Source organism: Enterobacter adelaidei (assembly GCF_041937165.1).
GTDB lineage: Bacteria > Pseudomonadota > Gammaproteobacteria > Enterobacterales > Enterobacteriaceae > Enterobacter > Enterobacter adelaidei.
Map to the genome: position 1 here is coordinate 4,092,331 of NZ_CP154353.1, position 22,770 is coordinate 4,115,100.

A 22,770-nucleotide genomic window follows, 5' to 3' on the forward strand; every position below is an offset into this window, starting at 1 on the left:
AAAAGGGGCTAAAGCCCCTTTTTTAAATTATTGCCGGGTGGCGCGAGGCGATCCCGGCCTACAATCGGTCATTAAGCGATGGTACGCTGAATTTCGATGATCTCGAACACTTCGATCATATCGCCAACGCGAACGTCGTTGTAGTTCTTCACGCCGATACCACATTCCATACCGTTACGGACTTCGTTCACGTCATCTTTGAAGCGGCGCAGAGATTCCAGCTCGCCTTCATAGATAACCACGTTGTCGCGCAGGACACGGATTGGGTTGTGACGCTTGATGATACCTTCGGTAACCATACAGCCCGCGATCGCACCGAATTTCGGTGATTTGAACACGTCACGTACTTCAGCCAGACCGATGATCTGCTGTTTCAGCTCAGGAGACAGCATACCGCTCATCGCAGCTTTCACTTCGTCGATCAGGTTATAGATGACGGAGTAGTAACGCAGATCCAGGCTTTCCGCTTCGATCACGCGGCGAGCAGAAGCATCAGCACGCACGTTGAAGCCAACCAGGATGGCGTTGGACGCTGCAGCCAGGGTTGCGTCAGTTTCGGTGATACCACCTACACCAGAACCGATGATCTTCACTTTAACTTCGTCGGTGGACAGTTTCAGCAAGGAGTCGGAGATCGCTTCCACAGAACCCTGAACGTCGGCTTTCAGAACAACGTTCACTTCGTGAACTTCGCCCTCGGTCATGTTGGCAAACATGTTCTCGAGTTTAGATTTCTGCTGACGAGCCAGTTTAACTTCACGGAATTTGCCCTGACGATACAGTGCAACTTCACGCGCTTTCTTCTCGTCACGCACAACGGTCACTTCATCACCGGCAGCCGGAACACCGGACAGACCCAGGATTTCCACTGGAATGGACGGACCTGCTTCCAGGACTTCCTGACCCAGTTCGTTACGCATCGCACGAACACGACCGTATTCGAAACCACACAGGACGATATCGCCTTTATGCAGCGTACCTTCGCGAACCAGAACGGTAGCTACAGGGCCACGGCCTTTATCCAGGAAGGATTCGATAACAGCGCCGCTCGCCATACCGTTACGGATCGCTTTCAGTTCCAGAACTTCAGCCTGCAGCAGGATCGCGTCCAGCAGCTCGTCGATACCGGTACCTGCTTTCGCAGACACGTGTACGAACTGGCTTTCACCGCCCCACTCTTCTGGCATGATGCCGTACTGGGACAGTTCGTTTTTAACACGATCAGGATCCGCTTCTGGCTTATCGATCTTGTTCACTGCAACCACGACCGGCACACCCGCCGCTTTCGCGTGCTGGATAGCTTCGATAGTCTGTGGCATAACGCCATCGTCAGCAGCAACAACCAGAACAACGATATCTGTCGCCTGAGCACCACGAGCACGCATTGAGGTAAACGCGGCGTGGCCTGGGGTATCCAGGAAGGTGATCATACCGTTGTCAGTTTCTACGTGGTAAGCACCGATGTGCTGGGTAATACCACCCGCTTCACCGGAGGCCACTTTCGTAGAACGAATGTAGTCGAGCAGAGAGGTTTTACCGTGGTCAACGTGACCCATGATGGTCACCACTGGCGCACGCGGCTCAGCCGCTGCACCGGTGTCACGGTCGCTCATTACCGCTTCTTCCAGCTCGTTTTCACGACGCAGGATAACTTTGTGGCCCATCTCTTCGGCAACCAGCTGTGCGGTTTCCTGGTCGATAACCTGGTTGATGGTCGCCATTGCGCCCAGCTTCATCATCGCTTTGATGACCTGAGAGCCTTTAACTGCCATCTTGTTCGCCAGATCGCCAACGGTGATGGTTTCGCCGATCACAACGTCACGGTTAACGGCCTGAGCTGGCTTCTGGAAGCCCTGCTGCAGCGAAGAACCTTTACGCTGTTTGCCACCTTTACCACCACGTACCGCTGCACGCGCTTCTTCACGGTCAGCTTTAGACTCGGCGTGTTTATTGCCTTTTTTCGCCGGACGCGCTGCTTTCGCATTGCGACCACGACCACGACCGCCTTCAACTTCACGGTCGTTATCATCTTCAGCCTGACGTGCGTGCTGAGAAGTGGTCACGTGATAGTCGCTGGTATCTTCAGACTGCTCAGCGGTATCAACACCGTTCTTCTCGTTTTCTTCTGCCATACGACGTGCTTCTTCAGCCACACGACGTGCTTCTTCTTCCAGCTTACGACGGGCTTCTTCTTCCGCTTTACGCTTCAGCTCGGCAGCTTCATTTTCACGGCGGGCTTTTTCAGCCTGGGCGGTTTTGGTCATTTCGTCTGTCTGTTGATTGCTCACTTTGTCTTTTTCCGCAGCGTCACGCTTCACTTTATCACTTGCGTCGCGTTTCGCTTTTTCTGCGGCCTCACGTTCAGCTTTTAATTCTGCTTCACGTTTAGCGGTTGCTTCCGCCTCACGCTGAGCTTGTTCTTCCGCTTCACGCTGTGCCTGCTCTTCCGCGGCAAGGCGTTCTGCCTCTTGCGGATCACGTTTTACAAAGGTGCGCGTCTTGCGGACTTCAATTTGTACCGATTTGCTTTTGCCGCCGGTACCTGGGATGTTTAACGTGCTACGCGTTTTGCGTTGCAGCGTTAACTTGTCAGGCGTCGAACCGTGTTCACGGTTCAGATGCGTTAACAAGGTTTGTTTTTCTTGCGCGGTCACCGAGTCATCAGCGGACTTCGGGATCCCTGCATCAGCAAATTGCTGTACCAGGCGGTCCACGGAGGTCTGAATCTCAGCAGCCAGCGATTTTACAGTTACATCAGTCATGCTGTTCCTTCCTGCTACAGTTTATTACGCTTCGTCGCCGAACCAGCAAATATTACGTGCGGCCATGATGAGCTCGCCGGCTTTCTCGTCGGTTAAACCTTCGATATCAGCCAGGTCATCAACGCCTTGCTCAGCGAGATCTTCCAGCGTACAAACACCACGGGCAGCCAGCTTGAACGCAATCGCACGATCAAGACCTTCCAGATTCAGCAGGTCATCAGCCGGCTTCTTATCGCCAAGGCTTTCTTCCTGAGCCAGTGCCAGGGTGGTCAGTGCGTTTTTAGCGCGTTCACGCAGGGCTTCAACGGTTGGCTCATCCAGACCGTCAATTTCCAGCAGCTCTTTCATTGGCACATAGGCCAGTTCTTCCAGCGTAGAGAAACCTTCTTCAACCAGAACAGTGGCGAAATCTTCGTCAATATCCAGGTACTTCGTGAAGGTATCGATCGCCGCGTGGGCTTCAGCCTGATGCTTAGCCTGCAGGTCATCAACGGTCATGACGTTGAGTTCCCAGCCGCTCAGCTGAGACGCCAGGCGAACGTTCTGACCATTACGGCCGATTGCCTGAGCCAGGTTGCCCGCTTCAACTGCGATATCCATGGTGTGTTTATCTTCGTCAACAACGATAGACGCCACATCAGCTGGAGCCATTGCGTTGATCACGAACTGCGCCGGGTTATCGTCCCACAGAACGATATCAATACGCTCGCCGCCAAGCTCAGTAGAGACAGCCTGAACACGCGCACCACGCATACCGACGCAAGCACCGACTGGGTCGATACGCTTGTCGTTGGTTTTCACCGCAATTTTCGCACGAGAGCCCGGATCGCGAGCCGCTGCTTTAATCTCGATAACTTCTTCGCCGATTTCCGGTACTTCGATACGGAACAGTTCAACCAGCATTTCTGGTTTAGAACGGGTCACGAACAGCTGTGCACCACGCGCTTCAGGACGCACGGCATACAGAACACCACGAATACGGTCACCTGGACGGAAGTTTTCACGCGGCAGCATATCTTCACGCAGAATTACCGCTTCAGCGTTACCCGGCATCCCTTCGGATTTGATTTCCAGAGAGATGTTGTCGCGGTTCACTTTCTTCACCACGCCAGTAATGATTTCGCCTTCCTGATCGCGGAACTGGTCAACAACCAGCGCGCGCTCGGCTTCACGCACTTTCTGCACGATAACCTGTTTCGCGGTTTGGGTCGTGATACGGTCGAAAGTCACAGATTCAATCTGATCTTCAACGTATTCACCCACGTTCAGACTTTCGTCTTCAAAACGTGCCGCTTCCAGGGTGATCTCTTTGGTCGGCTGGGTCACTTCTTCAACGATTACCCAACGACGGAATGTATCGAAGTCACCGCTTTTACGATCGATTTCTACGCGAACATCGATCTCTTGCTCGTATTTTTTCTTGGTTGCTGTAGCCAGTGCACTTTCCAGCGCTTCGAAAATCTTCTCACGCGGCAGTGATTTCTCATTGGAGACGGCTTCAACAACAGCCAAAATTTCTTTGTTCATCGCGGGCTTTTCACCTCAATCCAGACTGTTAAAAGTGGGGAACCAGGTTCGCCTTCTGGATATTACTCAGCGCGAACACTTCATCTTTGCCTTCGACTGTTACCGTGATCATTTCACCATCAACGGCTTTGATAATTCCCTGCCATTTACGGCGGTTCTGTACGGCCATACGCAGAACGAGAGCCACTTCTTCACCGGTAAAACGCACATAGTGTTCGGCCGTGAACATCGGGCGATCGAGGCCAGGTGAGGAAACTTCCAGGTTGTACGCAACGGTAATCGGGTCTTCAACATCAAGAACCGCACTCACCTGGTGGCTAACATCAGCACAATCATCAACATTGATGCCATCTTCACTATCAATATAGATGCGCAGCGTCGATGTACGGCCGCGAACGAATTCGATGCCGACCAGTTCGTAGCCCAGTGCTTCGACCGGTGCAGTAATCATCTCTGTTAATTTTTGCTCTAATGTGGACAAGCCCACCCCCAAGACATAAAAAAAGGGCGTAAAGCCCAGTTATTCTGTAGTCAGATAACAAAAAACCCCGATAAATCGGGGCTTTAGATAACTGAACCCTATAGCCACAACTGTGGCCTGGAGCACTTTCCGAAAGAATTTTTTCAAATCCAGCTACGAAGGCTCTAAGTCTTCACAGTATATTTGAAAAAGAACTTTATGGGAAAGTGGTTGCGGGGGCCGGATTTGAACCGACGACCTTCGGGTTATGAGCCCGACGAGCTACCAGGCTGCTCCACCCCGCGCCTGAAACGTGGCAAATTCTACGCGTTTTGGACAGAATTTGCAAATAATGCTGGGATTTGGTACCGAAGACGGGACGTAAAATCGGCGTTCAGTATATTGATAGTTGACCCCACCTGTCAAGGCGACTTCCGTCAGAGCAATCAGACCAAAATTTTTACAAAAAACGCAGGAGTCTCTTTCGGTCATCGACAAAAGATGATTAAATGAATACTCACTTATTTTGCATAAAAATGCACAGATAGCGAAAGCGGTCTCTAATCAGTCAATCAAGCAGGGTTTTATTATATGACGACGATTCTCAAGCATCTTCCGGTAGGACAACGTATTGGCATCGCTTTCTCAGGCGGCCTGGATACCAGCGCTGCACTGCTGTGGATGCGCCAGAAGGGAGCGGTTCCGTATGCATATACTGCGAACCTCGGTCAGCCAGATGAGGAAGATTATGATGCGATCCCTCGTCGTGCCATGGAATATGGCGCAGAGAACGCACGTCTGATTGACTGCCGTAAGCAACTGGTCGCTGAAGGTATCGCGGCTATTCAGTGCGGTGCGTTCCATAATACCACCGGCGGCCTGACCTATTTCAACACCACCCCACTGGGCCGTGCCGTGACCGGAACGATGCTGGTTGCGGCCATGAAAGAAGATGGCGTGAACATCTGGGGTGACGGCAGCACCTATAAAGGCAACGATATCGAACGTTTCTATCGTTATGGTCTGCTGACGAACGCTGAACTGCAAATCTACAAACCGTGGCTGGATACTGACTTCATCGACGAGCTGGGTGGCCGTCATGAGATGTCCGAATTCATGATCGCCTGTGGTTTTGACTACAAGATGTCAGTCGAGAAAGCCTATTCCACCGACTCAAACATGCTGGGTGCGACGCACGAAGCAAAAGACCTGGAGTTCCTGAATTCCAGCGTGAAGATCGTTAACCCAATCATGGGTGTGAAGTTCTGGGACGAAAACGTCAAAATCCAGGCGGAAGAAGTGACCGTGCGTTTCGAACGTGGTCATCCGGTTGCGCTGAACGGCAAAACCTTCTCTGACGATGTTGAGCTGATGCTGGAAGCAAACCGTATCGGTGGTCGTCACGGTCTGGGCATGAGCGATCAGATTGAAAACCGTATCATTGAAGCGAAAAGCCGTGGCATCTATGAAGCCCCGGGGATGGCGCTGCTGCATATCGCATACGAGCGTCTGCTGACCGGTATTCACAACGAAGATACCATTGAGCAGTATCACTCTCATGGCCGTCAACTGGGCAAACTGCTGTATCAGGGCCGCTGGTTCGATCCGCAGGCACTGATGCTGCGTGACTCCCTGCAACGTTGGGTTGCAAGTGCAATCACTGGTGAAGTTACGCTGGAACTGCGTCGCGGTAACGACTACTCCATCCTGAACACCGTGTCTGACAACCTGACTTACAAAGCAGAACGTCTGACCATGGAGAAAGGGGAATCTGTGTTCTCTCCGGACGATCGTATTGGCCAGTTAACCATGCGTAACCTGGACATCACCGATACCCGTGCGAAGCTGTTTAACTATGTTGAGAATGGCCTGCTCTCTGCCAGTTCCGGTAATGGACTGCCACAGGTTGAAAACCTGGAGCACAGCGATAAGAAGTAATCGCTGACAAGAAATGCAAAAGGCGTCCGATGGACGCCTTTTTTATGCCTGTTAATCCACAGACGAAAAAAAAGACGTCTTTCGACGTCTTTCTTCTGGAATATTGGTACCGAGGATGGGACTCGAACCCACAAGCCCGTTAGGGCACTACCACCTCAAGGTAGCGTGTCTACCAATTCCACCACCTCGGTACAGAATACTTAGTGCGGGATATCGCTGGTCGGCTTAGCCGGAGCAGCTGGCTGAGTTTGCTCAGTTTTTGCTGGCGCGCTCAGATTTTCCCACTCGCTTCCTTTGCTGGTCTTGTTGCTGTTGATATTGCCAAGCACCAGACTGATGATGAAGAACAGCGTAGCCAGAATCGCCGTTGTGCGGGTCATGAAGTTCGCAGAACCACTTGAACCGAACAGCGTACCGGAAGCGCCTGCTCCGAAGGAGGCTCCCATATCAGCGCCTTTACCTTGCTGCAGCATAATCAGCGCTACGAGAGCGATGGCTACAATAAGGAAAACAACTAAAAGAGCTTCGTACATAATCAACCTGTTCCTTGCGGATTTGCCGCATACCAATGCTTCGACCAATTAGCAGGATTTTTGTTTCCCACTGAAGCGGGTGTGAATACTAACCAAAGCGAATGACCTTCGCAAGGGCATTTTTGACGCATTGTATCAACTGCGGAAAAAAACAGCAAAAAGCCATTAATTGCTCAAAACAAAGGCGACAAAAGCCGCCTTTTTAAACATTTAGCGTGCAAGATTATGCAGCTTTTACGGCATCCGCGATACGGTGCGCAAATTCATTAACCTGCGCTTCGTCTTCACCTTCCACCATGACGCGAATCAGTGGTTCAGTACCAGACTTACGCAACAGTACGCGTCCACGGTTGCCCAGGGCAGCTTCAACATCGGCCATCACCGCTTTCACGTTATCATTTTCCAGCGGATCGCCTTTACCGGCGGTAAACCGAACGTTCACCAGGATCTGTGGGAACATTTTCATACCGCTGCACAGATCGTGCAGGCTCATATGGTTGCGCGCCATGGCCGCAACCACCTGCAGTGCGGCGACAATACCGTCACCGGTGGTGGTTTTGTCGAGCAGAATCACGTGACCGGAGTTCTCTGCGCCAATTCGCCAGCCCTTCTCCTGCAGTTTTTCCAGCACGTAGCGGTCGCCCACTTTCGCGCGAACAAACGGAATACCAAGCTGTTTCAGCGCCAGTTCCAGGCCCATGTTACTCATTAAGGTGCCGACTGCGCCGCCGCGCAACTGACCCTGACGCAAACCTTCACGCGCGATGATATACAGGATCTGGTCACCATCGACCTTATTGCCTTCGTGGTCTACCATGATCACGCGGTCACCGTCGCCGTCCAGCGCAATACCCAGGTCGGCTTTTTCCGCCAGCACACGCGCCTGCAGGGCACGAACGTCTGTCGCTCCGACCTGCTCGTTAATGTTCAGACCATCCGGCTCACACCCAATGGTAATCACTTTTGCGCCCAGTTCACGGAAAACATTCGGGGCAATGTGGTAGGTCGCACCGTTTGCACAGTCCACCACAATTTTGAGATGCGCCAGACTCAGCTCGTTCGGGAATGTCCCTTTGCAGAATTCGATATAACGACCCGCCGCATCGACGATACGGTTGGCTTTACCCAGTTCTGCGGAATCGACACAGGTGATCTCTTTTTCCATTTCGGCTTCGATAGCCTCTTCCACTTCATCCGGCAACTTGGTGCCATCAATGGAGAAGAACTTGATACCGTTGTCATAGAACGGGTTGTGTGACGCCGAAATAACAATCCCCGCTTCTGCACGGAAAGTACGCGTCAGGTACGCGACTGCAGGTGTTGGCATTGGGCCCGTAAAGGAGGCGGATAGCCCGGCAGCCGCAAGACCCGCTTCCAGCGCGGATTCCAGCATATAGCCCGAAATACGGGTGTCTTTACCGATAATGATCTTACGGGAGCCATGACGCGCCAGTACCTTGCCAGCAGCCCAGCCAAGCTTCAGGACAAAATCAGGAGTGATTGGAGCATCGCCTACACGCCCACGGATACCATCGGTACCAAAATATTTACGATTACTCATAGCGTTTGTTTTCCTTCGCTGCCAGTGTGGCTTCCACCACACGCATGGCTTCTACTGTTTCTTTGACGTCATGGACACGGATAATGTGCGCACCTTGCATCGCCGCAATCACCGCGCAGGCCAGACTACCACTCAGGCGTTCCCCTGGCCCCACATTCAGTAACTGACCAATCATCGACTTTCTCGACATCCCCACCAGCAGCGGCAGGTTAAAGTGATGAAATTCCGATAAGCGCGCAAGCAATGCATAATTGTGGGAGAGATTTTTACCGAAACCGAACCCCGGGTCGAGCAGCAATTTCTCTTTTGCGATACCTGCACGTTCGCAGCGCGCAATATGCTCAATAAAGAAGCGATTCACATCGGCATACACATCATCATACTTTGGCGCTTCCTGCATGGTTTTCGGTTGCCCTTGCATATGCATCAGGCAAACCGGCAAGCCGGTTTCCGCAGCGGCTTCAAGTGCGCCAGGTTCGGTAAGCGAACGGATATCATTGATAATGTGAGCACCTACTCTCGCCACTTCACGAATCACTTCTGGCTTGGATGTATCAACAGAGATCCAGACCTCAAATCGCTGTGCTATCGCTTCCACCACCGGTACTACGCGCGCCAGCTCTTCTTCCACAGAAACGTCCGCCGCACCAGGACGCGTCGATTCGCCGCCAACGTCAATGATCGTTGCACCTGCATTGATCATTAAATTTGCGTGCTTAACCGCCTCGATGAGCGTGTTATGCGTACCACCGTCGGAGAAGGAATCAGGGGTAACATTCAGGATCCCCATCACATGGGGATGTGAGAGGTCGAGATGCGAGTCCTGAGCGAATAGTTTCATGGCAAAATCCCTGGTATTTTCAAGGTTAAACAGAAAAGAAAAACCCCGGAGCAAGCTCCAGGGTTTGAGGTACAGACAAATGCTTCAACAGCAGTGACTTACTTATCGCCCAACTGTTCTGACATGGTGTTGCCCGGGTTTGGCGTACGCGGTTCATCAACCGGACGCGGCGCACGCGGGGTGCCATTGTTGTCAGAATTGTTGGAAGCACCTGGGTCTTCCCAGCCTGCTGGCGGACGCACTTCGCGGCGGGCCATCAGGTCGTCAATCTGCGGAGCATCGATGGTCTCATATTTCATGAGCGCATCTTTCATCGAATGCAGGATGTCCATATTGTCGTTCAGGATCTGACGTGCGCGACCGTAGTTACGTTCAATCAGCGCTTTCACTTCCTGGTCGATGATACGTGCAGTCTCATCGGACATATGTTTCGCTTTTGCCACAGAACGACCCAGGAATACTTCGCCCTCTTCCTCTGCATACAGCAGTGGACCGAGTTTGTCGGAGAAGCCCCACTGAGTCACCATGTTACGCGCCAGGTTTGTCGCGACTTTAATGTCGTTAGACGCACCGGTAGAAACATGTTCCGCACCGTAGATAATCTCTTCCGCCAGACGACCGCCGTACAGGGTAGAAATCTGACTTTCCAGTTTCTGACGGCTGGCGCTGATCGCGTCACCTTCAGGCAGGAAGAAGGTCACACCCAGCGCTCGACCGCGCGGAATAATCGTTACTTTATGCACCGGATCGTGTTCCGGTACCAGGCGGCCGATAATCGCGTGACCCGCTTCGTGGTACGCCGTGGACTCTTTCTGCGCTTCGGTCATCACCATGGAGCGACGTTCCGCACCCATCATGATTTTGTCTTTCGCTTTCTCGAACTCTACCATCGACACAACACGCTTGTTACCGCGAGCGGCAAACAGTGCTGCTTCGTTGACGAGGTTAGCCAGGTCCGCACCGGAGAAGCCCGGGGTACCGCGCGCAATAATTGCCGCGTCGATATCTGGCGCCAGGGGTACGCGACGCATATGGACTTTCAGAATCTGTTCACGACCGCGAACATCTGGCAGACCCACCACAACCTGACGGTCGAAACGGCCTGGACGCAGCAGCGCAGGGTCAAGTACGTCAGGACGGTTAGTCGCCGCGATAACGATGATACCTTCGTTACCTTCGAAACCGTCCATCTCAACCAGCATCTGGTTCAGCGTTTGTTCACGTTCATCGTGACCGCCACCCAGACCCGCGCCACGCTGGCGGCCAACGGCGTCGATTTCATCGATGAAGATAATGCACGGTGCCGCCTTCTTAGCCTGCTCGAACATGTCACGCACACGAGATGCACCGACACCCACGAACATTTCTACGAAGTCAGAACCCGAAATGGTAAAGAACGGCACCTTCGCTTCACCCGCGATAGCTTTCGCCAGCAGGGTTTTACCGGTACCCGGAGGGCCAACCATCAGGACGCCTTTCGGGATCTTACCGCCCAGTTTCTGGAAACGGCTCGGCTCGCGCAGGTATTCAACCAGTTCACCGACCTCTTCTTTCGCTTCGTCACACCCGGCAACGTCAGCGAACGTGGTCTTGATCTGGTCTTCCGTCAGCATACGCGCCTTGCTCTTACCGAACGACATGGCACCTTTGCCACCGCCGCCCTGCATCTGACGCATAAAGAAGATCCAAACGCCGATAAGAAGCAGCATCGGGAACCAGGAAATGAAGATAGAAGCCAGCAGGCTTGGTTCTTCTGGCGGCTCACCTACCACCTTGACGTTTTTAGTCAGAAGGTTATCAAGCAGCTTAGGATCGTTCACCGGGATGTAAGTCGTGTAACGGTTACTATCTTTCTTGGTAACGTTGATCTCACGTCCGTTGATACGCGCTTCGCGAACCTGGTCCTGATTGACCTCCTGCAGGAAGGTAGAATAATCCACCTTGCGGCCATTCGACTCGCTGGGCCCAAAGCTCTGGAATACTGACATCAGCACAACGGCAATGACCAGCCAGAGAATTAGGTTTTTCGCCATGTCACTCAAGGGATTAACCTCACATTACAACTGTGTTAAAAACAGCGTCAGGATACTCTATATCCAGTTTCATTCAAACTTTCGCCTGAAATCCACCGGTTATCATTTTCGCCCGGTCGCTACAATATACACTTCACGGGAACGCGCCCGGGAAGAGTCCGGTTTACGAACTTTGACCTTCGCAAACAGGGAGCGAATTTCCTTAAGATACTCCTCGAAACCTTCGCCCTGAAACACCTTCACAACAAAACTACCACCAGGCGCTAGTACATCACGACACATTTCTAACGCTAGCTCCACCAGATACATGGCGCGGGGGATATCCACCGCCGGTGTTCCACACATATTTGGTGCCATATCCGACATGACAACCTGGACCTTACTATCACCAACACGATCAAGTAACGCTTTCAGCACTAATTCATCACGAAAATCGCCCTGAAGGAAGTCGACACCGACGATGGGATCCATTGGTAAAAGATCGCACGCGATGATTCGGCCGGTTCCGCCGATCTGCGTTACCGCATACTGGGACCATCCGCCAGGTGCCGCACCGAGGTCAACAACCGTCATCCCCGGCTTAAAAAGTTTGTCACTTTGCTGTATTTCATCAAGTTTAAACCAGGCGCGGGATCGCAACCCCTTTTTCTGCGCCTGTTGAACATATTTATCGCTAAAGTGTTCCTGAAGCCAGCGGCTGGAGCTGGCAGAACGCTTTTTACCTGTCATTTAACATTTCCGTCCTGGTTCATCGTTGCTTGCCTGTGACGTAAATTTCTACGCAGCTATTTGGCGATATAAGGGAGATGGCGGTAGAATGAACCGTTTTCAATCCCAACGTAAGCAAAAATATACGATGAATCTGAGTACTAAACAAAAACAGCACCTTAAAGGTCTGGCACATCCGCTCAAGCCTGTAGTCATGCTTGGCAACAATGGTTTGACCGAAGGGGTGCTTGCCGAGATTGAACAAGCGCTGGAACACCACGAGCTGATCAAGGTGAAAATCGCCTCTGAAGACAGAGACACTAAAAACCTGATCGTGGAAGCCATCGTGCGCGAAACCGGCGCCTGTAATGTACAGGTCATCGGTAAAACGCTGGTGCTCTACCGCCCATCTAAAGAGCGTAAAATCTCGCTGCCACGCTAAGGATATCCTGAATCGAACACATTTTCTGTGTAAAACGAGGGATTTCTGTCAGCAGGTGAGCAAAATGCCACGCTCCTTGAGTTGATAAAAGGCCGCTACGCGGCCTTTTTCTTTTCTTTACAATGTATCAACATCTTAGCAGAGAGGCGAATTACAGGTACTCGACCTTGATAATTTCGTACTCCACTTCACCACCTGGGGTGCGGATAGTCACAACATCATCCTGCTCTTTGCCAATCAGGCCGCGAGCAATTGGCGAGTTCACCGAAATCAGGTTCTGTTTAAAATCGGCTTCATCATCGCCCACGATGCGGTAAGTCTGCTCTTCGTCGCTGTCCAGGTTCAGCACAGTAACGCTTGAGCCGAAGATCACGCGGCCATTATTTGGCATTTTTGTGATGTCGATAACCTGCGCATTAGACAGCTTGGCTTCGATATCTTTAATACGCCCTTCGCAAAAGCCCTGCTGCTCACGCGCCGCATGATATTCAGCATTCTCCTTCAGGTCGCCATGCTCACGCGCTTCCGCGATAGCGGCGATAATTTCAGGGCGGCGAACGGATTTCAGGAAATCCAGCTCTTCGCGCAGTTTTTCGGCACCACGTAAGGTCATCGGAATAGCTTGCATTTGTTATACCTCTTAAACATTCCTGTTGGGAGCAGTGTTCCCTGCCCCAGCCGCATTAGCAGGCCAGAAGCAAAAAGAAAACCGACCCGGGGTCAGGCCCCAGGTCAGCAGCAATTTTCAATTTGATACGCATTTTACCCCGAAGTTCACTATGGGTCATCGTTTACTTTGCAGTGCTATGCACCGTAGTATGACGGTTTGTTTTCGGGTTGTTAGCGCGAGATTATGCGATTTTCCAGTTTTATCATCGGATTGACTACCAGTATAACGTTCAGCGTTCAGGCTGCGAATGTTGATGAGTATATTAATCAACTGCCCGCAGGTGCCAACCTTGCATTGATGGTGCAGAAGGTCGGAGCGCCGACGCCAGAAATTGACTACCACAGTCAGCAAATGGCGCTGCCCGCCAGTACCCAGAAGGTGATCACTGCGCTCGCCGCCCTGCTTCAGCTCGGGCCTGATTTTCGTTTTACCACCACCCTTGAGACCAAAGGCAACGTCGTGGGCGGTGAACTGAAAGGCGATCTTATCGCCCGTTTCGGGGGGGACCCGACATTTAAACGCCAGGATATCCGCAATATGGTTGCGGTGCTGAAAAAATCGGGTGTGCAGAAGATTGATGGCAATGTGCTGATCGACACCTCCATTTTTGCCAGCCACGATAAGGCTCCAGGTTGGCCGTGGAACGACATGACGCAGTGCTTTAGCGCCCCGCCCGCCGCCGCGATTGTTGACCGTAACTGTTTCTCTGTTTCGCTTTACAGCGCACCAAAGCCAGATGATTTAGCGTTTATCCGCGTGGCGTCCTACTACCCGGTCACCATGTTTAGTCAGGTACGCACGCTGGCCAAGGGCTCACCGGATGCGCAGTATTGCGAACTGGACGTGGTACCAGGCGATCTTAACCGCTTCACGCTGACGGGCTGCCTCACACAGCGCGCCGATCCGCTGCCGCTGGCCTTTGCGATACAGGATGGGGCAAGCTATGCGGGTGCCATTCTGAAAGATGAGCTGAAACAAGCGGGAATAACATACTCCGGCACGCTGCTTCGTCAGACGCAGGTCAATCAACCCGGCACGGTCATCGCCAGCAAACAGTCGCCACCGCTGCACGATTTGCTGCGAATTATGCTGAAAAAGTCTGACAACATGATTGCCGACACCGTGTTCCGCATGATTGGTCACGCGCGCTTTGGCGTGCCAGGTACCTGGCGCGCGGGTTCAGATGCTGTTCGTCAGATCCTGCGACAACAGGCAGGGATCGACCTGGGTAATACCATCGCCGTCGATGGCTCCGGGTTATCACGCCATAATTTGATCTCCCCGGCCAGCATGATGCAAGTGCTTCAGTACATTGCACAACATGACACTGAGCTAAACTTTATTTCTATGCTGCCACTTGCCGGGCAGGATGGCACGCTGCAGTACCGCGCCGGGCTTCACGCAGCCGGTGTGGATGGTAAAGTATCCGCTAAGACAGGTTCATTGCAGGGGGTTTACAACCTTGCAGGCTTCATCACCACCGCCAGCGGACAACGCATGGCATTCGTGCAGTATCTTTCCGGCTATGCCGTCGAACCAACCGACCAGCGCAATCGTCGTATTCCGCTTGTTCGATTCGAAAGCAGGCTTTATAAGGACATCTACCAGAATAACTAGCGATGAAACTACTTATAGTTGAAGACGATCTGTTATTACAAGAAGGGCTGGCGCTGGGGCTGGCCAATGAAGGGTATGCCCTCGACTGTGCTGGCACAGCGGCAGAGGCGGATGCTCTGATCCAGAGCGGCGAATACAGTCTGGTGATCCTCGATTTGGGCTTACCTGATAAAGACGGTGCCACGCTGCTCAGTCAGTGGCGACGCCGCGGGATCGCTAATCCAGTGTTGATCCTGACAGCACGCGATGCCATTGAAGATCGTATCACCGGCCTCGATGCTGGCGCAGATGATTACCTGGTGAAGCCTTTTGCACTGGCAGAGCTTCAGGCTCGCGTCCGGGCGTTAATACGCCGTTATCAGGGTCATAGCGATAACTTACTGACTGATGGCGATATTACGCTGAATCTGCAAACCCAGCAGGTACTACGTCAGTCCCAGCCGATTGAGGTGACACCAAAAGAGTTTGCTTTGCTGACGCGCCTGATTATGCGCAGCGGGCAAACGGTACACAGAGAAACCCTGCAACAGGATATCTACTCCTGGCAGGACGATCCTGGGTCCAATACCCTTGAAGTCCACATTCACAACCTGCGTCGTAAGCTTGGCAAGGACCGGATCAAAACCGTCCGTGGCGTTGGCTACCGCCTGGAGAGTCAGAAATGAACAGCATGCGTCGGCGATTGATGGTGCTGCTGGCGGTCATTCTGTTATTTTTCCAACTGATAAGCGTGATCTGGCTGTGGCATGAAAGCCGTGAACAGATTGGTTTTCTGGTCAGTGAGACGTTGTCGGCAAAAGCGCGGAATAATCACGTTGAAAAAGAGATCCGTGAAGCGATCGCCTCTCTGCTGGTCCCTTCTCTGGTGATGGTTGGTTTTACGCTGCTTTTCTCTTTCTGGGCAGTGACCTGGATAACCCAACCCCTGAATAAACTGCGTGCCAGCCTGGCTAACCGTTCGGCAGATAACTTAACGCCGCTTCCAATGTATTCCGACATGGAAGAAATTGGTGCCGTCACCACCTCGCTGAATCAGTTGCTCGCCCGGCTGGATAATACCATCCAACAGGAGCGTCTTTTCACCGCAGACGCCGCACACGAACTGCGGACGCCCCTTGCCGGTATCAGACTCCATCTGGAACTCATGGCGCAATCTGGTTCTCCTCAGGCCGCGACGTTAATTAGCCGTATTGACCAACTCATGCACACCGTTGAGCAACTGCTGATGCTGGCCCGAGCCGGGCAAGCAATGGCCAGCGGCCATTACGAAACGGTGAACTGGACAGACAATATCATCACCCCACTCAGCCTTGAGCATGAAGCCAAAGAACATACCGTGATATGGCCTGCTAAAAGTGCGCTCACGGTTCAGGGAGACGCCGTGCTTCTGCGTCTGATGCTGCGTAACCTGCTGGAGAATGCCGGTCGTTACAGCCCGTCAGGAACAACCATTAAAGTGTCATTAAACGAGGTCGAGGGGGGTACCCAGGTCAGCGTTATCGACCAGGGACCGGGTATTGCTGAAGCGCACCGACAATCAATCACTGAACCGTTCCGTCGTCTTGATCAGCGTTTCGGTGGTAGCGGCCTGGGGCTGAGTATTGTTCAACGCATCGTGCAACTCCACCGCGGCAAGCTGACGCTTGATAACGCTGCTGAGGGCGGTTTAATCGCCAGCTGTTGGTTGCCCTCAACGCTGGAATAAAAAAAGCCCCTCGAACGAGGGGCTTTGAACTGATATTAGTGCTTGTAGATGAACTCGACGCCTTCTTCGTCGTCTTCATCCCAGTCATCGTCCCAGTCTTCATCATCCTCTTCCGCTTCCAGCTCTTCGAGCTGCTGGCGGTGATAGTCATCCCACATGAATTCGACTTTTTCAGGCTGTTTCGCTTCTTCGGCCTGAACAATTGGGTTCTCGATGATAAAGGTCATCACATCCCAGCAGAGGTCTTTCACACCAACCTGGCTTGCTGCAGAGATCAGGTAGTATTTCTCTTCCCAGCCCATCGCTTCAGCAATCGCTTTAGCCTTAGCTTCCGCTTCGGCTTTGTCCATCAGGTCAATTTTGTTGAAGACCAGCCAGCGTGGTTTATTCGCCAGTTTTTCGCTGTATTTTTCCAGCTCGCCGATGATGATTCGGGCGTTTTCAACCGGATCGGAACCGTCGATAGGATCGATATCAATGAGGTGCAGCAATACGCGGCAGCGCTCAAGGTGTTTCAGGAAGCGGATACCCAGACCGGCACCTTCAGCAGCACCTTCAATCAGGCCCGGAATATCGGCGACCACAAAGCTCTTCTCGTTATCCATGCGGACAACGCCCAGGCTTGGTACCAGCGTGGTAAACGGATAGTCCGCCACTTTTGGTTTCGCCGCAGAAACGGCGCGAATAAACGTCGATTTACCGGCATTTGGCATACCCAGCATGCCCACGTCTGCCAGAAGCATCAGCTCCAGTTGCAGATCGCGCTTATCGCCAGGCGTCCCCATCGTTTTCTGACGCGGAGTACGGTTAACGGAAGATTTAAAACGGCTGTTACCCAGACCGTGCCAGCCACCTTTTGCGACCATCAGACGCTGACCGTGTTTGGTCATGTCACCCATGGTCTCACCGGTACCCTGGTCGATAACACGCGTACCGACAGGAACCTTAATGGTGACATCTTTACCGCGTTTACCGGTACAGTCACGGCTCTGGCCATTCTGGCCACGTTCAGCGCGGAAGGATTTTTCGAAACGGTAGTCGATCAGCGTGTTGAGGTTCTCATCCGCCTCCAGCCAAACGTCACCACCATCCCCGCCGTCACCGCCATCAGGGCCACCACGTGGGATATATTTTTCACGGCGGAAGCTCACGCAACCGTTGCCGCCATCACCAGCCACGACCAGGATCGTCGCTTCATCAACAAACTTCATTTTACTCTCCGTAACTCATTCGCCTGAGCGGGGGACTACTACAACCGCTTCATTTTTGCGCCAACGTCCCCAAAGACGATGACCAATGGCGGAATACATCGCGCCCGCAACCACGACAAACGCACCGAGATAACCCAACAAGTTGAGCATCGGTCTGACGAAGACATCGGGCCAGGCCATTGATAACAAATCTGAAAATAACAGCGTAAACAGCGGAGTTAGCGTGATTAACGCGCTCACCTGTGCTGCCTGCCAGCGCGCCATCGCTTCGGCCAGCGCGCCATAACCGACCAGCGTATTCAGTCCACAAAAAATGAGACACGCCAGTTGCCAGTCGCTAAGCTGGGCAATCACACCCGGCTTTGCTAATGGCAGCAATGCTATTGTACACAAAGTGTACAGCAAAAAGAGGATCTGCTGTGAGGCAAGACGTCGCAATAACACCTTTTGCGCGACGCCATAACTCACCCAGACCGCTGCTGCTCCTACGCCGAAGATCACACCCCAGGTGTAATCCGTCAGCCGGGTAAAAATCTCTATCAGACTGGTGTTGAAGAACATCACCAGACCGCATAGCAGCATGCTCGCCCCGACAATCTGCGTACCGCGCATCTTCTCCTTGAGGATAAAGACGCTGGCGACCATCATGCCCACCGGTGAAAGCTGACCAATCACCTGCGACGCCGTGGGGCTGAGATATTGCAGGGAAGAACTGAACAGGATGAAGTTACCGAACAGACCGCCCGTCGCGATAGCCAGCAACACCAGCCAGCGCGGTTTACGGAAGAGCCGCAAGGGAGGAAGCTTACCTTTGACAGCCAGGATAGCCCCGAGGCCGATGCTTGCCATCAGAAAGCGATAAAAGACCACCGTAGGCGGCTCCATCACTTCCAGTACCTGCTTCATTGCAATTGGCAGGGCACCCCAGCACATTGCGGTGGTGAGCGCCAAAAGAATACCGATGCCGGCCTGCTGCTTCATGCCCGTTTTCCCTACAGAAAAAATTACCGGGTTTCCAATGTAAAAAGCCCCGCAACAGGGTGCGGGGCTTTAATCCGTTACCGGACCGAGAAAACCTTACTCAGCAACGATGCTGATGTATTTACGGTTGTTCGGGCCTTTAACTTCAAATTTCACTTTACCGTCTGCTTTAGCAAACAGAGTGTGGTCACGACCGCAACCTACGTTGTTGCCAGCGTGGAATTTGGTACCACGTTGACGAACGATGATGCTACCCGCCAGAACGGATTCGCCACCGAAACGCTTAACGCCCAGGCGTTTAGCTTCTGAATCGCGACCGTTACGTGTGGAGCCGCCAGCCTTTTTATGTGCCATTTAAATCTCTCCTCAGGTCTTAGGCGCTGATGCCAGTAATTTTCACATCAGTGAACCACTGACGGTGGCCCTGCTGCTTACGGTAGTGCTTACGACGACGAAACTTAACGATTTTAACTTTCTCGCCACGACCGTGTGCAACAACTTCAGCTTTGATAACGCCGCCATCAACGAAAGGAACGCCGATTTTGACTTCTTCACCGTTTGCGATCATCAGAACTTCAGCGAATTCAACAGATTCGCCAGTTGCGATGTCCAGCTTTTCCAGGCGAACGGTCTGACCTTCGCTTACTCGGTGTTGTTTACCACCACTTTGGAAAACCGCGTACATATAAACTCCGCTTCCGCGCACGTCCTCGTATGAATCAGAGTGCGCTATAAATATTCACAATAGGGCGCGAATATTACGCAAAACGCGAGCCTTTGACAAGTGCTACCGTCAATACATGAAGAAAAAAAACACAACACGTACGGTAACGTTTATCTGAGCCGTTTTTTCAGTACAATCAGCACTACTATTGATAAACCGAAACCCTTCGTTACCCCATTGAAGATGGGATCAACAGGATAAAAAGCCCGGCTTTTGCGATGAATTTAGAAAAAATCAACGAGTTAACCGCGCAAGATATGGCGGGTGTGAATGCAGCAATCCTGGAGCAACTCAACTCTGATGTTCAACTGATCAATCAGTTGGGCTATTACATCGTCAGCGGCGGCGGTAAACGCATTCGCCCGATGATTGCTATTCTGGCTGCCAGAGCCGTTGGCTATCAGGGAAATGCCCACGTGACTATCGCAGCACTTATCGAATTTATTCACACGGCGACGCTTCTGCATGACGACGTTGTGGATGAATCGGATATGCGTCGTGGTAAAGCCACGGCAAACGCTGCTTTCGGGAACGCAGCCAGCGTTCTGGTGGGGGATTTTATCTATACCCGCGCCTTCCAGATGATGACCAGCCTGGGCTCTCTGAAAGTACTGGAAGTGATGTCTGAGGCCGTTAACGTGATCGCTGAAGGCGAAGTGCTGCAACTGATGAACGTCAACGACCCTGACATCACCGAAGAAAACTACATGCGCGTGATTTACAGCAAAACCGCGCGCCTGTTTGAAGCAGCTGCCCAGTGCTCCGGTATTCTGGCGGACTGTACCGAAGCACAGGAAAAAGGCCTGCAGGATTACGGTCGTTATCTGGGGACCGCATTCCAGTTAATTGATGATTTGCTGGACTACAGTGCTGACGGCGAAACGCTCGGCAAAAACGTGGGTGATGACCTGAACGAAGGCAAACCAACCCTGCCACTGCTGCATGCTATGCGCAACGGTTCAGCCGAACAGGCGAAAATGATCCGTGAAGCAATTGAGCAGGGAAATGGCCGTCATCTGCTGGAACCTGTGTTGGAAACGATGGCAATCTGCGGATCGCTGGAGTGGACGCGCCAACGTGCGGAAGAAGAAGCCGACAAAGCCATCGAAGCTCTTCAGGTCATTCCCGACAGCCCATGGCGCGATGCACTGATTGCGCTGGCCCACATCGCCGTTCAGCGAGACCGTTAATCCCTCCTGCATCTCCCTGCGGCCATCGCGGGGAGATTCCAGCACACACCTGTAAATTCCGTGTTCATGTAAATTCATCGGTTTAAAGGCCGCATGAATAAAGCCATGCCTTATTCTGAATATCCCTTCCAGTAACGCGAACTTTTTAGAACAAGAGTTTGAAATGGGTATAGTAAGCCTGTTGTTTCAGAAGAAATGGCGTGAGTAAATCCGAACTTAAGGACAGCGTTATGGATACGAAATTTATCGACTGGCACACGGCAGATATCATTGCGGCACTGCGCAAAAAAGGCACTTCACTGGCAGCTGAATCTCGCCGCAATGGCCTGAGTTCTTCTACCCTGGCAAACGCCCTGACTCGTCCCTGGCCAAAGGGAGAATTAATTATCGCAACGGCGCTGGATACGCATCCGTGGGTGATCTGGCCCTCGCGTTACCACGATCCCATTACCCATGAATTTATCGACAGATCGCGCATGATTCGCCAGAAAAAAGCAAAGAAAAAACCGCAGGAATAATGCGATTTTTGACAGGAACAGCAACCCCCCGGTCATTGCTGGCAGGGGGCTGCCGGAACGATTACTCGCCCTTCACACGCTCGATATTGGCACCCAGCGCGCGCAGTTTATCTTCGATACGCTCATAGCCACGATCGATGTGGTAAATACGATCCACAACCGTCGTACCTTCCGCGATACACCCCGCCAGCACCAGGCTTGCGGACGCACGCAAATCGGTTGCCATCACCTGAGCACCGGACAACTTCTCAACGCCATGGCAAATCACGGTATTACTTTCGATCTCAGCACGTGCACCCATACGGATCAGCTCCGGTACGTGCATAAAGCGGTTCTCGAAAATGGTTTCAGTGATGAAGCCAGTACCTTCAGCCACCAGGTTTAGCAACGTGAACTGAGCCTGCATGTCCGTCGGGAACGCCGGATGTGGAGCAGTACGCACATTCACCGCTTTTGGACGCTGACCATGCATGTCGAGGCTGATCCAGTCTTCACCGATCTCAATATCAGCACCCGCATCGCGCAGCTTCGCCAGCACCGCATCCAGCGTATCCGGCTGAGCGTTACGACAAACAATCTTACCGCCAGAGATCGCCGCAGCGACCAGGAAGGTACCGGTTTCGATACGGTCCGGCAGAACGCGATAGACACCGCCACCCAGACGCTCAACGCCTTCGATGGTGATACGGTCGGTACCCTGACCGGAGATCTTCGCACCCAGCGCGACGAGGAAGTTTGCGGTATCCACAATTTCCGGTTCACGCGCGGCATTTTCAATAATGGTGGTCCCTTCTGCCAGCGTTGCCGCAGACATAATGGTGACCGTTGCGCCTACGCTCACTTTGTCCATGACAATGTGCGCGCCTTTCAGGCGACCATTGACGGACGCTTTAACGTAACCTTCTTCCAGTTTGATCTCTGCGCCCAGTTTCTCCAGACCAAAGATATGCAGGTCAACCGGGCGTGCGCCGATTGCACAGCCGCCCGGCAGTGAAACCTGACCCTGCCCAAAACGCGCCACCAGCGGGCCAAGCGCCCAGATGGACGCACGCATGGTTTTCACCAGATCGTACGGCGCAGAGAAGTTGTTCACATTGCTGGCATCGATCCAGACGGAACCATTACGCTCAACTTTGGTTCCCAACTGGGTGAGCAGCTTCATGGTGGTGTCGATATCTTTCAGCTTTGGTACGTTCTGAATTTCTACCGGCTCTTCCGCGAGCAGCGCAGCAAAGAGGATTGGCAGAGCGGCGTTTTTCGCGCCAGAAATTGTGACTTCGCCCTGGAGACGCGTTGGCCCCTGTACACGAAATTTATCCATTGTGTGTTCTCTTATAAATTCAACCGTG

The 22,770-nt window shown here is 52.6% G+C and carries 21 protein-coding genes and 2 tRNA genes; 7 read left to right on the forward strand and 16 right to left on the reverse strand.

Annotation, left to right across the window (positions count from 1 at the left end; all coding sequences use genetic code 11):
* Positions 1-71: 71 nt before the first annotated feature.
* The 4 genes from infB to AAHF05_RS19900 form a co-directional block, all read right to left on the reverse strand.
* On the reverse strand, positions 72-2,762 hold the full coding sequence (gene infB, locus AAHF05_RS19885) for a translation initiation factor IF-2 (RefSeq protein WP_028017047.1): 2,691 nt from the start codon (positions 2,760-2,762) through the stop codon (positions 72-74).
* 24 nt (positions 2,763-2,786) lie between these two features.
* On the reverse strand, positions 2,787-4,289 hold the full coding sequence (gene nusA / locus AAHF05_RS19890; protein ID WP_028017046.1) for a transcription termination factor NusA: 1,503 nt from the start codon (positions 4,287-4,289) through the stop codon (positions 2,787-2,789).
* Positions 4,290-4,317: 28 nt separating this feature from the next.
* The gene (gene rimP / locus AAHF05_RS19895; protein WP_014833432.1) at positions 4,318-4,770 is read right to left on the reverse strand and encodes a ribosome maturation factor RimP; all 453 of its coding nucleotides are present in this window, start codon (positions 4,768-4,770) and stop codon (positions 4,318-4,320) included.
* A 207-nt stretch (positions 4,771-4,977) separates the two neighbouring features.
* A tRNA-Met gene (locus AAHF05_RS19900) sits at positions 4,978-5,054 on the reverse strand.
* Positions 5,055-5,340: 286 nt separating this feature from the next.
* Between AAHF05_RS19900 and argG the strand changes: the two genes are divergently transcribed.
* Positions 5,341-6,687, forward strand: coding sequence for an argininosuccinate synthase (gene argG, locus AAHF05_RS19905; RefSeq protein ID WP_028017045.1), 1,347 nt, complete (start codon positions 5,341-5,343; stop codon positions 6,685-6,687).
* 104 nt (positions 6,688-6,791) lie between these two features.
* On the opposite strand, the gene AAHF05_RS19910 is transcribed toward argG, so the two are convergent.
* The 6 genes from AAHF05_RS19910 to rlmE form a co-directional block, all read right to left on the reverse strand.
* A tRNA-Leu gene (locus AAHF05_RS19910) sits at positions 6,792-6,878 on the reverse strand.
* Positions 6,879-6,887: 9 nt separating this feature from the next.
* Positions 6,888-7,220, reverse strand: coding sequence for a preprotein translocase subunit SecG (gene secG, locus AAHF05_RS19915; protein ID WP_023309338.1), 333 nt, complete (start codon positions 7,218-7,220; stop codon positions 6,888-6,890).
* Positions 7,221-7,443: 223 nt separating this feature from the next.
* A complete protein-coding gene (gene glmM / locus AAHF05_RS19920; RefSeq protein WP_028017044.1) occupies positions 7,444-8,781 on the reverse strand; it encodes a phosphoglucosamine mutase in 1,338 nt (445 codons plus the stop codon).
* Positions 8,774-9,622 (reverse strand): dihydropteroate synthase, encoded by an 849-nt coding sequence (gene folP / locus AAHF05_RS19925; RefSeq protein ID WP_028017043.1) that lies wholly within the window; start codon positions 9,620-9,622, stop codon positions 8,774-8,776. Before folP ends, glmM begins: the two co-directional genes overlap by 8 nt.
* Before the next feature lie 98 nt (positions 9,623-9,720).
* Positions 9,721-11,655, reverse strand: coding sequence for an ATP-dependent zinc metalloprotease FtsH (ftsH, locus tag AAHF05_RS19930; RefSeq protein WP_014833437.1), 1,935 nt, complete (start codon positions 11,653-11,655; stop codon positions 9,721-9,723).
* Between the two features lie 102 nt (positions 11,656-11,757).
* Positions 11,758-12,384 (reverse strand): 23S rRNA (uridine(2552)-2'-O)-methyltransferase RlmE, encoded by a 627-nt coding sequence (rlmE, locus tag AAHF05_RS19935; RefSeq protein WP_003861812.1) that lies wholly within the window; start codon positions 12,382-12,384, stop codon positions 11,758-11,760.
* Between the two features lie 127 nt (positions 12,385-12,511).
* On the opposite strand from rlmE, the gene yhbY reads away from it, so the two are divergent.
* Positions 12,512-12,805 (forward strand): ribosome assembly RNA-binding protein YhbY, encoded by a 294-nt coding sequence (gene yhbY / locus AAHF05_RS19940; protein WP_003861814.1) that lies wholly within the window; start codon positions 12,512-12,514, stop codon positions 12,803-12,805.
* Positions 12,806-12,956: 151 nt separating this feature from the next.
* On the opposite strand, the gene greA is transcribed toward yhbY, so the two are convergent.
* Positions 12,957-13,433, reverse strand: a complete 477-nt coding sequence (gene greA, locus AAHF05_RS19945) for a transcription elongation factor GreA (RefSeq protein ID WP_028017041.1) — start codon at positions 13,431-13,433, stop codon at positions 12,957-12,959.
* Positions 13,434-13,658: 225 nt separating this feature from the next.
* On the opposite strand from greA, the gene dacB reads away from it, so the two are divergent.
* The 3 genes from dacB to pmrB are packed head-to-tail and all read left to right on the forward strand — an operon-like array spanning position 13,659 to position 16,797.
* Positions 13,659-15,092 carry a serine-type D-Ala-D-Ala carboxypeptidase gene (dacB, locus tag AAHF05_RS19950; protein WP_028017040.1) on the forward strand — a complete coding sequence of 478 codons (1,434 nt, stop codon included), beginning with the start codon at positions 13,659-13,661 and terminating at the stop codon, positions 15,090-15,092.
* Between the two features lie 2 nt (positions 15,093-15,094).
* Entirely contained in the window at positions 15,095-15,757 is a 663-nt protein-coding gene (gene pmrA / locus AAHF05_RS19955; RefSeq protein WP_028017039.1) for a two-component system response regulator PmrA, read from the forward strand.
* Positions 15,754-16,797 (forward strand): two-component system sensor histidine kinase PmrB, encoded by a 1,044-nt coding sequence (pmrB, locus tag AAHF05_RS19960; RefSeq protein WP_374936415.1) that lies wholly within the window; start codon positions 15,754-15,756, stop codon positions 16,795-16,797. Before pmrA ends, pmrB begins: the two co-directional genes overlap by 4 nt.
* A 35-nt stretch (positions 16,798-16,832) precedes the next feature.
* On the opposite strand, the gene cgtA is transcribed toward pmrB, so the two are convergent.
* The 4 genes from cgtA to rplU all read right to left on the reverse strand — a co-directional run bounded on the left by cgtA (position 16,833) and on the right by rplU (position 19,674).
* The gene (gene cgtA / locus AAHF05_RS19965; RefSeq protein WP_129324187.1) at positions 16,833-18,008 is read right to left on the reverse strand and encodes an Obg family GTPase CgtA; all 1,176 of its coding nucleotides are present in this window, start codon (positions 18,006-18,008) and stop codon (positions 16,833-16,835) included.
* A 15-nt stretch (positions 18,009-18,023) separates the two neighbouring features.
* A complete protein-coding gene (locus AAHF05_RS19970; RefSeq protein WP_028017036.1) occupies positions 18,024-18,989 on the reverse strand; it encodes a DMT family transporter in 966 nt (321 codons plus the stop codon).
* Positions 18,990-19,085: 96 nt separating this feature from the next.
* Positions 19,086-19,343, reverse strand: a complete 258-nt coding sequence (gene rpmA, locus AAHF05_RS19975) for a 50S ribosomal protein L27 (protein ID WP_004385076.1) — start codon at positions 19,341-19,343, stop codon at positions 19,086-19,088.
* A 19-nt stretch (positions 19,344-19,362) separates the two neighbouring features.
* Entirely contained in the window at positions 19,363-19,674 is a 312-nt protein-coding gene (gene rplU, locus AAHF05_RS19980) for a 50S ribosomal protein L21 (RefSeq protein ID WP_003025032.1), read from the reverse strand.
* A 257-nt stretch (positions 19,675-19,931) separates the two neighbouring features.
* Here rplU and ispB point away from each other — a divergent pair, with 257 nt between their 5' ends.
* Together ispB and sfsB are read left to right on the forward strand one after the other, a co-directional pair.
* Positions 19,932-20,903, forward strand: coding sequence for an octaprenyl diphosphate synthase (gene ispB, locus AAHF05_RS19985; RefSeq protein ID WP_028017035.1), 972 nt, complete (start codon positions 19,932-19,934; stop codon positions 20,901-20,903).
* 230 nt (positions 20,904-21,133) lie between these two features.
* On the forward strand, positions 21,134-21,421 hold the full coding sequence (gene sfsB / locus AAHF05_RS19990) for a DNA-binding transcriptional regulator SfsB (RefSeq protein WP_028017034.1): 288 nt from the start codon (positions 21,134-21,136) through the stop codon (positions 21,419-21,421).
* 61 nt (positions 21,422-21,482) lie between these two features.
* Here the strand turns inward: sfsB and murA are convergent, their stop codons facing one another.
* The gene (murA, locus tag AAHF05_RS19995) at positions 21,483-22,742 is read right to left on the reverse strand and encodes a UDP-N-acetylglucosamine 1-carboxyvinyltransferase (protein WP_028017033.1); all 1,260 of its coding nucleotides are present in this window, start codon (positions 22,740-22,742) and stop codon (positions 21,483-21,485) included.
* Positions 22,743-22,770: the final 28 nt, after the last annotated feature.

What these genes read in the sequence shown, in the direction of transcription:
- folP (WP_028017043.1), bottom strand. Translation starts at nt 9,622, where the DNA reads ATGAAACTATTCGCTCAGGACTCGCATCTCGACCTCTCACATCCCCAT.
- dacB (WP_028017040.1), top strand. Translation starts at nt 13,659, where the DNA reads ATGCGATTTTCCAGTTTTATCATCGGATTGACTACCAGTATAACGTTC.
- argG (WP_028017045.1), top strand. Translation starts at nt 5,341, where the DNA reads ATGACGACGATTCTCAAGCATCTTCCGGTAGGACAACGTATTGGCATC.
- cgtA (WP_129324187.1), bottom strand. Translation starts at nt 18,008, where the DNA reads ATGAAGTTTGTTGATGAAGCGACGATCCTGGTCGTGGCTGGTGATGGC.
- rplU (WP_003025032.1), bottom strand. Translation starts at nt 19,674, where the DNA reads ATGTACGCGGTTTTCCAAAGTGGTGGTAAACAACACCGAGTAAGCGAA.
- infB (WP_028017047.1), bottom strand. Translation starts at nt 2,762, where the DNA reads ATGACTGATGTAACTGTAAAATCGCTGGCTGCTGAGATTCAGACCTCC.
- rlmE (WP_003861812.1), bottom strand. Translation starts at nt 12,384, where the DNA reads ATGACAGGTAAAAAGCGTTCTGCCAGCTCCAGCCGCTGGCTTCAGGAA.
- pmrA (WP_028017039.1), top strand. Translation starts at nt 15,095, where the DNA reads ATGAAACTACTTATAGTTGAAGACGATCTGTTATTACAAGAAGGGCTG.
- AAHF05_RS19970 (WP_028017036.1), bottom strand. Translation starts at nt 18,989, where the DNA reads ATGAAGCAGCAGGCCGGCATCGGTATTCTTTTGGCGCTCACCACCGCA.
- glmM (WP_028017044.1), bottom strand. Translation starts at nt 8,781, where the DNA reads ATGAGTAATCGTAAATATTTTGGTACCGATGGTATCCGTGGGCGTGTA.
- ispB (WP_028017035.1), top strand. Translation starts at nt 19,932, where the DNA reads ATGAATTTAGAAAAAATCAACGAGTTAACCGCGCAAGATATGGCGGGT.
- sfsB (WP_028017034.1), top strand. Translation starts at nt 21,134, where the DNA reads ATGGATACGAAATTTATCGACTGGCACACGGCAGATATCATTGCGGCA.
- yhbY (WP_003861814.1), top strand. Translation starts at nt 12,512, where the DNA reads ATGAATCTGAGTACTAAACAAAAACAGCACCTTAAAGGTCTGGCACAT.
- ftsH (WP_014833437.1), bottom strand. Translation starts at nt 11,655, where the DNA reads ATGGCGAAAAACCTAATTCTCTGGCTGGTCATTGCCGTTGTGCTGATG.
- nusA (WP_028017046.1), bottom strand. Translation starts at nt 4,289, where the DNA reads ATGAACAAAGAAATTTTGGCTGTTGTTGAAGCCGTCTCCAATGAGAAA.
- secG (WP_023309338.1), bottom strand. Translation starts at nt 7,220, where the DNA reads ATGTACGAAGCTCTTTTAGTTGTTTTCCTTATTGTAGCCATCGCTCTC.
- pmrB (WP_374936415.1), top strand. Translation starts at nt 15,754, where the DNA reads ATGAACAGCATGCGTCGGCGATTGATGGTGCTGCTGGCGGTCATTCTG.
- murA (WP_028017033.1), bottom strand. Translation starts at nt 22,742, where the DNA reads ATGGATAAATTTCGTGTACAGGGGCCAACGCGTCTCCAGGGCGAAGTC.
- rpmA (WP_004385076.1), bottom strand. Translation starts at nt 19,343, where the DNA reads ATGGCACATAAAAAGGCTGGCGGCTCCACACGTAACGGTCGCGATTCA.
- greA (WP_028017041.1), bottom strand. Translation starts at nt 13,433, where the DNA reads ATGCAAGCTATTCCGATGACCTTACGTGGTGCCGAAAAACTGCGCGAA.